Source organism: Collinsella sp. AF23-2 (assembly GCF_003459245.1).
Taxonomy (GTDB): Bacteria; Actinomycetota; Coriobacteriia; order Coriobacteriales; family Coriobacteriaceae; genus Collinsella.
Genome location: NZ_QRVG01000012.1, coordinates 61087 through 70579 on the forward strand (window position 1 = coordinate 61087; position 9493 = coordinate 70579).

Consider the following 9493-nt stretch of genomic DNA (forward strand, 5'->3'; position numbering starts at 1 on the left):
CTTTCAATTATGTTCGCCGCTGTGCTTGAGCTTTCCTTGTGTGGCAAGCTCATTATAGGACGCATTAGCGCTATAATCGCTCTGATAAATATGTCTCGAAGAATGTTCGAGAAAAGCCCAGCTAACGAGCCCGTGGCTTTTGACAAGGAGTATCGATGCAGATTACCTCAGGCCTGCCTGAAGGCTTTAACGCCGGCGCGTACGACATGATTGTCGTCGGTGCTGGATATGCCGGTGCCGTTTGCGCCCGCCGTCTTGCCGAGACTATCGGCTATCGTGTTGCCGTTTTGGAGCGCCGTAGCCACATTGCGGGCAATGCCTATGACTGCACTGACGAGGCCGGAATCCTGATCCACGAGTACGGTCCGCATATCTATCACACCTTTAACGAGCGCGTGCACAATTTCCTGTCGCGCTTTACCAAGTGGACGGATTATCAGCACAAGGTGCTCGCCAACATCAACGGTACCCTTATGCCCGTGCCCTTCAACCATGCGAGTCTCAAGCTCGCCTTTGGTGATGAGCGCGGCGAGGAGCTGTATCAGAAGCTCGTGGAGACCTTTGGCAAGGATGTCAAGGTGCCCATTATGGAGCTGCGTAAGAAGAACGACCCCGACTTGGCCGAGGTCGCCGATTACGTCTACGAGAACGTCTTTTTGCATTACACCATGAAGCAGTGGGGCCAGACGCCCGACCAGATCGATCCCTCGATCACCGGTCGCGTTCCCGTCTTTGTGGGCGACGATGACCACTATTTCCCGCAGGCTCCCTTCCAGGGTATGCCGCAGGACGGCTACACGGCGCTGTTCGAGCATATGCTCGACCACGACCTGATCGACGTGTTCTGCGACGTGGACGCCCGCGATCTCTTTGAGATCGACGAGACCACCGTCAAGATCGGTGGCAAGGTCTACGGCGGCGAGATCGTCTATACCGGTCCGCTCGATGAGCTGTTTGGCCTTGATCTGGGCGCTCTTCCGTACCGTACGCTCGATATGAAGTTCGAGACGCTCGATATGGATCAGTTCCAGCCCGTGGGTACCGTCAACTACACCACGAGCGAGGACTACACGCGCATTACCGAGTTCAAGAACATGACTGGTCAGGTCCTGCCCGGCAAGACCACCATCATGAAGGAGTACTCCAAGGCCTATACGCCCGGCTCGGGCGAGACGCCGTATTACGCCATTCTTGAGCCCGAGAACCGTGAGCTCTATGAGCGCTATCTTGAGCGCGTCCAGAACCTGACAAACTTCCACCCGGTGGGTCGTCTGGCCGAGTATCGTTACTACGATATGGATGCCGTGACCAATTCCGCCCTCGATCTTTCGGATGAGATTATCGCCTGCCATGCATAAAGTCATAACATTCGGTATTCCCTCGTATAACGCCGCTAAGGACATGGACCATTGCATCACCTCCATCTTGGAGGGGAGCAATTATGCCACCGATATCGAGATTATCGTGGTGGACGACGGCTCCAAGGATGAGACGGCCGCCAAGGCCGACGAGTGGGAGGCCCGTTATCCTGGAATCATCCGCGCGGTGCACCAGGAGAATGGCGGCCACGGTATTGCCGTCCTTTCGGGTCTGCGCGAGGCGCAGGGCACCTACTACAAGGTTGTCGACTCGGACGACTGGCTTGACGGCGCTGCCCTTTCGACCATGCTGTCGATTCTGCGCGGCTTTGAAGAGCGCGACCAGCGCGTTGACCTGTTTATCTCGAACTACGTGTACGAGAAGGTTTACGAGGGTACGCATACGGCCATTGGTTACAAGTTTGCCCTGCCTCGAAAAAAGATCTTTACCTGGGACCAGATCGGCCATTTCCGTTTGGATCAGAATCTGCTCATGCACAGCCTGTGCTATCGCACGGATGTGCTGCGCGAGTCCAACCTGCCCATGCCGCCGCACACGTTCTATGTGGACAACATCTACGCCTACGTGCCGCTGCCGCGTTGCAAGACCATGTACTACGCCGACATCGACCTCTATCGCTACTTTATCGGTCGCGAGGGCCAGAGTGTCAACGAGGCCACGATGGTCAAGCGTCTGGACCAGCAGTTCCGTGTTACGCGTATCATGATGGAGTCGTACCACCTGTACAGCGATGTCGAGTCGTCGCGTTTGCGTTCGTACATGATGGGCTACTTCACCATGATGATGGCGATCTGCTCGGTGCTCACCAAGCTTTCCGACGAGGATTGCGCCGACGAGCGCCTGAAGACGCTGTGGAATGATTTGAAGGCCTACGACGAGCGCATGTATCGTCGTGCCCGCTACGGTGTGGTCGGGTTCTTCACTAACCTCCGCGGTCGTGCCGGAGACAAAACCACACTCGGCCTATACCGTCTTGCCTCAAAGATCTTCAAATTCAACTAGCTGCTGAGTAATCGCTGCTGATAGGTTGACTGGGCCCCTTGGCCTTTAGTTTGCTACTGCGAACAGTCCTGCTCGCACGGAAAGCACATTAAGTGCTTTCCGGCTCGTGCGGAACTTGTAGCAAACTAAAGGCCAAGGGGCCTCTGCTATAAGAATCGATTGTCAGGTTATTTGAATTTGAAGATCTTCGACGCGCGGTACACAGGGCCCTGGGCTGAAAAGAATTAGATTGGAAGTCGGTCGGAGGCGGGCGGGCATTACGTTTGTCGCGAGTTCCGCATGCAAAGAAGGCCACTTAATGTGGCCTTCGTCTTGCAATAGGACTGTAGAGCAGCAAACGTAATGCCCGCCCGCCTCCGACCGACGGTCGAGTGAGATTACTTTGCGGCGCCGGGGATGCCGTGGGAGGTTTTGGCGGTTTTGGCTCCGTTTACGATGGCGGTTTGCAAAGCCCTTACGGCGAGCATGCCCAGCAGGTCTAGGGGAACGGCGGCGCTTGCCTGGGCGCCCAGTTTGCCGCTGGCGAGGGTGTAGATGGTGTCGCCGTCGTTGGTGGTGTGCGTGGGACGGATGGCGTGTGCGTAGGCGTCTGCGGCCATCTGGGAGACCTTGGTGGCTTGTGCCTTAGTGAGTTCCACGTTGGTGACGATGCAGCTGATGGTGGTGTTGGTGCGGTCGAGCGGCATCTGCATGGATCCGGCGGCGGCAAAGGCTGCGAGTTCCATGTCGACGATCTGGTCGCTATCGGCTGAGGCGCGCATGCCGGCGACCCACTCGCCGGTGAGGGGGTCGACAACGTTGCCGCAGGCGTTGACCGAGACCACGGCGCCCACCTTGATGGGGCCGAGCGCCACGGCGGCAGCGCCAAGGCCGGCCTTCATGCAGGTGGCGGGGCCCATGAGCTTACCCACGGTAGCGCCCGTGCCGGCGCCTACGTTGCCCTGTTCGAGCTTGGTGGGGGTGTGGTCGAGCGCCTCGCGCACGGCGGCGATGCCGGCCTCAATGTCGGGGCGAACGGTGGGGTCGCCAAAGGCAAGGTCGAAGATACAGCTGGAGCACACGATGGGCACCTGCGTGGGGCCGACGGGCAGACCAATGCCGCGGCTCTCGAGTTCGCGGGCCACGCCGCTTGCAGCCTCGAGACCAAAGGCCGATCCGCCCGAAAGGCAGACGGCGTGGACCTTATCGACGGTGTTTTCGGGACGCAGCAGGTCGGTCTCACGCGAAGCGGGGGCGCCACCACGTACGTCAACGCCGCCGGTGGCACCCCCGGGCGCCACGATTACGGTGCAGCCGGTGCCAGCCTCCTCGTCCGTATAGTTGCCAAAGCAAAAGCCATCGACATTGCAAACATCGATGGCTTCGAGCAGTGTGTCCATGTGTTCTCCTATCGGTTTTCCGCCGGGCCTTATGCCCGGTCGGGATCCGTACGGTACGGCAAAATTGTAGGCGCTGGGGGATACCCAGCGCCAGATGCAATTACGAGAGTTTTTGAATCGCGCGTGCGACGCGAGCGATGGGCAAGCCCACCACGTTGTAGAAGTCACCCGAAATATCGTGCACAAGCATGCGGCCGCCTGTGCCTTGGATTCCGTAGGCCCCGGCCTTGTCCATGGGTTCGCCGGAGGCAACATAGCGCTCGATCTGCTCTTCGGTAAGCTCATAGAACGTCACGTCGGTCACATCGACAAACGACAGGCTCTCGGCGGCATGCGGAGCGGCCGTGTCGCCTGCCTTAACGATGCAGACGCCGGTTGCGACCTGGTGCGTGCGGCCCGAAAGCTCGCGGAGCATGGTGCGCGCCTCGTCCTCGGTTGCCGGCTTGCCCAGAATCTTGCCATCGAAGGTGACAATAGTATCGGCCGCGACGGTCAGTTCGTTGGGCTCGGCATGCTCGGCGGCAACGGCGGCGGCTTTGGCGCGTGCTAAGCGTTCAACGAGCGTAAGCGGGGCCTCGCCATCAAAAGGCGTTTCGTCGATATCTGCGGGAATCACGCGAATGTCATAGCCTGCCTCGCGCATCAACTCGATGCGGCGCGGTGATTGCGAAGCCAAAATCATAGCTGAATGCCCTCGGCGACCTTCTCGACGGCCTTGTCGCCGGCGAGTGTGCGCAGCAGCTCAAGCGCAAAGGGGAGCGACTGGGCCATGCCGCTGGCGGTGATGATGTTGCCGTCTTGCGTAACCTTCTCGCCGGTATAGGCGCCTTCGGGGAAGCTTTTCTCAAAGCCAGGGAAGCACGTGGCCTGGCGCCCCTCGAGTAGGTCGAGCTCGCCCAGGATAAACGGGGCGGCGCAGATGGCGGCAACGTGCTTGGTCGCGGCGAACTCGCAGACCACGTCGCAGACGCGCTGATCGGCGCGCAGGTTGGTGGCACCGGGCAGGCCGCCGGGCAGCACGACGCAGTCGTACTCGTCAAAGTTGATCTCATCAAAGAGCGCATCGCAGGTCACGGGGATCTGCAGCGAGCTTACGACCTCACGCGTGGGCATGATCGAGACGAGCGTGGCACGCACGCCGCCGCGACGCATGACATCGACCATGGTCAAGCATTCAATAGTTTCAAAGCCATCGGCGGCGAGAACGGCAACGCTGGGCATGAGGGTTCCTTTCATAGGCGGCATACAATTAGCCGTCTTATACCCCGAAGACCTCCGCTTGCCACGCTCGATTTCCCAATGATTTTTCTGAGCAATGATTAAGTGGCTAGTTGCGCCTAAGGTGGACGACGGTCTCGCAGTGGAAGGTTTGTGGGAACAGGTCGACTGGCGTGATCTTTACGGGGGAGAAGGTGCCTTCTTCGACAAAGCGTTTGAGATCGCGCGCCAGGGTGGCCGGGTCGCAGCTCACGTAGGCGACATCGCGAGCACTCGTGCTGGCGATAAGGTCGATCGCCTCGGGGGCGAGGCCTGCGCGCGGCGGGTCGACCACCAAGACGTCGGCATCCTGGTCGGGGAACTCGCGCACCGCGTCTCCGCCAATGACGTCGACGTTATCGAGCTTGTTGATCTCCAGGTTACGGCGCAGGTCGCGCACGGCGGGGCCGTAGGCCTCGACGGCGGCGACAAAGTCGCAGCGGCGGGCGAGCGGCAGGGTAAAGGTGCCGGCACCGCAGTACAGGTCCACGGCAAGCTCGTCTTCCTGCGGGTCGAGCGCTTCCATGACAAGCTCGATCAAAATATCGGCGCCCTTGGTGTTGACCTGGAAAAAAGACGGGGCAGACAAGCGCATCTGGCCATCGGCGATGTTCTCGGTCCAGGAGCCCTCGCCGGCGAGCATCTCAACCTTGGAGACGCGACGGGCCTTCTTCTCGCCCTTGCTCATCACACGCACGATGCTCGTGGGATGAGCGGCGTCCGCCAGCACGCGGGAGACTTGCGAGCGCGGAAAAGAGCCTGTGGGTGTCCAGAGTGCGACCTCGAGTGCCTTGGTGCGGCGTGATGCGCGAATGCCCACGCGTTCGAGCCCTAAGTCATGGCCGCCGCTTAGATAGTTGAGTGCGCCGACGACCGATTTGAGCGCCTTCGGGAAGCGCTTATCGAACAGCGGGCACGCATCGACGGTCACGATTTTGCTGGGGTCGACACCGTGCATGCCAAGGCGCACGCGACCGTTGACGACGGTCGGTTCGAGCTCGATTTTATTGCGGTAGCCCCAGTCGTCCTTGGTGTGGCAGATGGGCTGTACCAACTTATCGACCTGCTCAGGAGCGAACTTGCCGATGCGCTCGAGCGTGGAGCGCAGGTTTTGCTCCTTGGCGGCGAGCTGCGCCGTGCGTGAGAGATTGCCCCACGAACAACCGCCGCAGATGCCAACGAAGGGGCAGGGGGGCTGAATGCGATCGGGGCTCGGCTCCAGAATCTCGGTCGTGCGGGCGCGCATGAACGACTTGCCGTCCTGTACGACCTCGGCCTCGACGGTGTCGCCTGCCACGGCGCCCTGCACAAAGACGGCCTTGCCGTTGTCGGCGTGCGCCAGCCCGTCGGCGCCGTAGGTCATCGATTCTATAGTGAGCTTCATATTCCTGCCTGTCATTCGTGTTGTTGTTCGCACCATGGTAGCAGGGAAAAGCGCCCCGCATCCGAGGCTTTCCTCAAATGCGGGGCGCTTCTACAAACTGCTTCTACAAACGATTATTTCGTCTTGCCGGTAATGAGCGTCTTAAGACCCAGGCCGATCAGGCCCAAGCCCATGCGCACACGACCGGGGCGATGGCGCTCGATGACCTTGGTCTTGCCAGCGGGCTTATCGTGACGGGCGCTCGTCTCGGGTGCGGGCTTGGTGACCTGCGGCTCGGGCTGAGGTGCAGGTGCGGGCTCGGGCTCAATGACGGTCGCCTGGACCTTTTGGACCTTGGGTGCTACCGGCTGCGGCTCGGGCTCGGGGGCGGGTTTCGCCTCAATGACGGGCTCGGGCGCGGCCTCGGCGTTGCGATAGGCACGCTCCAGCAGGGCTTCCTGCGAGTTGAAGGGTTTCTCACCCCCTGTACGCTCCACGGGAACCCAGGTGCCGTCACTTGTCAGGCTGCGGGCTTTCACGTTGTCGCGCAGCTGCATGCCCATGTACTCGTGCACCAGGGCGCGGCAGGTGGGGTCGAGCACGGGGAAGGCGATCTCCACGCGGTGCTCGGTGTTGCGCGTCATCATGTCGGCCGAGCTCAGGTAGATCATGTCCGAGTCCACGCCAAAGGCGTAAACGCGCGCATGCTCCAAAAAGCGTCCGACGATAGAACGGACATGCACGTTTTCGGTCTTGCCAGGAACGCCCGGCTTGAGGCACGAGATGCCGCGGATGATCATGTCCACGCGGACTCCTGCGCACGATGCCTCGGCGATCTTGTCGATGACCTCGCGGTCGGTGAGCGAGTTGAGTTTAAAGAACACGCGGGCGGGCTCGCCAGCGAGAGCGCGCTGAATCTCGCGATCCAGACCGCGCATGATGAGCGGCTTGAGGCCTACGGGCGCCACACCCAGGAAGCGGTAATCGCCGCGCAGATTGCCCAGCGACAGGTTGCGGAAGAACAGGTTGGCGTCCTCGCCGATGCCGGGGTGGGCGGTCATGAGCATAAAGTCGCTGTAGAGTTTGGCCGTCTTCTCGTTAAAGTTGCCGGTGCCCAGCAGCGTCAGACGCGTTAGCGCCATGCCTTCGCGATAGGTGAGCTGGCAGATCTTGGAGTGGCACTTAAAGCCCTCGGAGCCGTAGATGACGGTGCAGCCGGCCTCTTCCAGGCGCTCGGCCCACTCGATGTTGTTCTGCTCGTCAAAGCGCGCGCGGAGCTCCATGAGCACCGTGACTTCTTTGCCGTTCTCGGCGGCATCGATCAGTGACTCGCACAGGCGGCTCTGCTTGGCCACGCGGTAGAGCGTGATGCGCAGCGAGATGCACTCGGGGTCGTAGGCGGCCTCGTGCACCAGGTCCAAGAACGGATTCATGGCCTCGTAAGGGTAAAAGAGCAGCTTGTCGTGCTGCAGCACCTGCTCGCGGATGGAGCGGGTCATATCGATGGTGGGGTTGGGCTGCGGCTTAAACGGCGTAAAGAGCAGCTCGTTGCGCAGGTGCTCGGGAATCTTGCCCTCAATGCCGAAGACGTAGCCCAGGTCGAGCGGGATATCGCAGGTAAAGACCGAGCGGCGAGAAAGCTCGAGCGCCTTGCGGATGGTCTTGAGCGTCGCCTTCTCGAGCGACCCCGAGACCGCGAGCACTACCGGCTGCAGACGCAGGCGCTTCTTGAGGATGCGCTTCATGTGCTGGCGGTAGTCCTCTTCCTCCTCGACGCCCTCGCCGTCCGGATCGATGTCGGCGTTGCGGGTGACGCGGATGAGCGCGCGGTCGAGCGGCTTATAGGAGCCAAAGCAGCTGTCCAGGCAGGCGAGGATGACGTCCTCGAGCAGAATGTAGGAGTAGGTGCCGGTGGGCGAGGGGATCTCGACCACGCGGTTCATCGAGGCGGGGATCTCGATAAGGCCCAGCAGGCTCTCCTCGTCGGTGACGCCGTCCAGGCCACAAGCCAGATAGAGTGCACCGTTGCGCAGGTTGGGGAAGGGATGGCGCGGGTCAATGACCAACGGCGAGATGACCGGCGACACGTAGGCCTGGAAGTAGCGGGTTACAAAGGTGCGCTCCTCGGGCGTAAGCGAATCAACACGCGCGCGGTGAACGCCCAGGGTGTCGAGCTTGCCCTCGATGCTCTTAAAGATGGACTCCCATCGGGTAAGGAGCCCGGGCATTTCGGCCATGACAGCATCGACCTGTTCGGAGGCGGTCATATTGCTCTTGTTGTCGACAGGCTGTTTTTTGAGCTCTGCCAGATCGGACAGGCCGCCCACGCGCACCATGAGAAACTCGTCGAGGTTAGACTCGAAAATCGACACGAACTTTAGACGCTCGAACAGCGGAACGGTCTCGTCGAAGGCTTCGTCAAGCACACGGTTGTCAAAGCGCAGCCAGCTGAGCTCTCGGTTCTGCGTGTACGAGAAGTCGCGCGGCGGTTTGCGCAGCTTTGCGGCGGCTTGCTTTTTTTCGATTTTGCTCGGCATATGCATCTGTCCGTTCAGTCCCCGCAGGGGACGGTTGCCTAACACTATTCACTATTGTCTCAATTTAGTCGACCTATGGCACGGACGTATCGCGTGAACGGTATCTTTACCTACTTCTTACGCTGACAAGCCATAGAGCTGACGCCCGTCGCGTTGTGAAAAACGGTCTATATCCTCACTCAACTGGTGAGTATGTGTGAATAAGAATGATAGGTAGCTGAATATCATCGAATACAGACAGAAACACGAACAAGCGTCATTTATATACATAAAACCGTTTTAGATATGCAGTTCTTAATCGAAAGATTGGAGTTGTAATTGCGAATGATTTTTGAGAAAAAAGAGCGTTTACCTTAGAAAAGTTACTTTAGAACGCCGAAGTACATCATGGGGGAATCACATGCGATATACCGTTCATCGCACTTTGTTGACCGTTCGGGGGCGAGGTGGAATTGCGGGTGATTTTTGGATATAACTAGAGCTGTCAGCAAGCAGCGTCCCATATGGAGGGGCGCTGATACATTCGGCCAGTAAGGCCCGAAAGAAAGGTAGGAGGCCATGACGAAAGGTCTGCA

At 59.7% G+C, this 9493-nt stretch carries 7 protein-coding genes; 2 read left to right on the top strand and 5 right to left on the bottom strand.

Annotated elements, in window-relative coordinates; translation table 11 throughout:
* Positions 1 to 155: 155 nt before the first annotated feature.
* Positions 156 to 1358, top strand: coding sequence for a UDP-galactopyranose mutase (gene glf, locus DWY03_RS06325; RefSeq protein ID WP_117821534.1), 1203 nt, complete (start codon positions 156 to 158; stop codon positions 1356 to 1358).
* A complete protein-coding gene (locus tag DWY03_RS06330) occupies positions 1351 to 2382 on the top strand; it encodes a glycosyltransferase family 2 protein (protein ID WP_117583931.1) in 1032 nt (343 codons plus the stop codon). Before glf ends, DWY03_RS06330 begins: the two co-directional genes overlap by 8 nt.
* 377 nt (positions 2383 to 2759) lie before the next feature.
* Here DWY03_RS06330 and DWY03_RS06335 read toward each other — a convergent pair whose 3' ends face one another.
* The 5 genes from DWY03_RS06335 to ppk1 form a co-directional block, all read right to left on the bottom strand.
* Positions 2760 to 3761, bottom strand: coding sequence for a P1 family peptidase (locus DWY03_RS06335; protein WP_117840208.1), 1002 nt, complete (start codon positions 3759 to 3761; stop codon positions 2760 to 2762).
* A 100-nt stretch (positions 3762 to 3861) separates the two neighbouring features.
* A complete protein-coding gene (locus DWY03_RS06340) occupies positions 3862 to 4443 on the bottom strand; it encodes a nucleoside triphosphate pyrophosphatase (RefSeq protein ID WP_117786881.1) in 582 nt (193 codons plus the stop codon).
* Positions 4440 to 4982 carry a DJ-1 family glyoxalase III gene (locus DWY03_RS06345; protein ID WP_117638209.1) on the bottom strand — a complete coding sequence of 181 codons (543 nt, stop codon included), beginning with the start codon at positions 4980 to 4982 and terminating at the stop codon, positions 4440 to 4442. Before DWY03_RS06345 ends, DWY03_RS06340 begins: the two co-directional genes overlap by 4 nt.
* Before the next feature lie 106 nt (positions 4983 to 5088).
* Positions 5089 to 6417, bottom strand: coding sequence for a 23S rRNA (uracil(1939)-C(5))-methyltransferase RlmD (rlmD, locus tag DWY03_RS06350; RefSeq protein ID WP_117840209.1), 1329 nt, complete (start codon positions 6415 to 6417; stop codon positions 5089 to 5091).
* Positions 6418 to 6515: 98 nt separating this feature from the next.
* Positions 6516 to 8924, bottom strand: a complete 2409-nt coding sequence (ppk1, locus tag DWY03_RS06355; protein ID WP_117840210.1) for a polyphosphate kinase 1 — start codon at positions 8922 to 8924, stop codon at positions 6516 to 6518.
* Positions 8925 to 9493 lie beyond the last annotated feature (569 nt).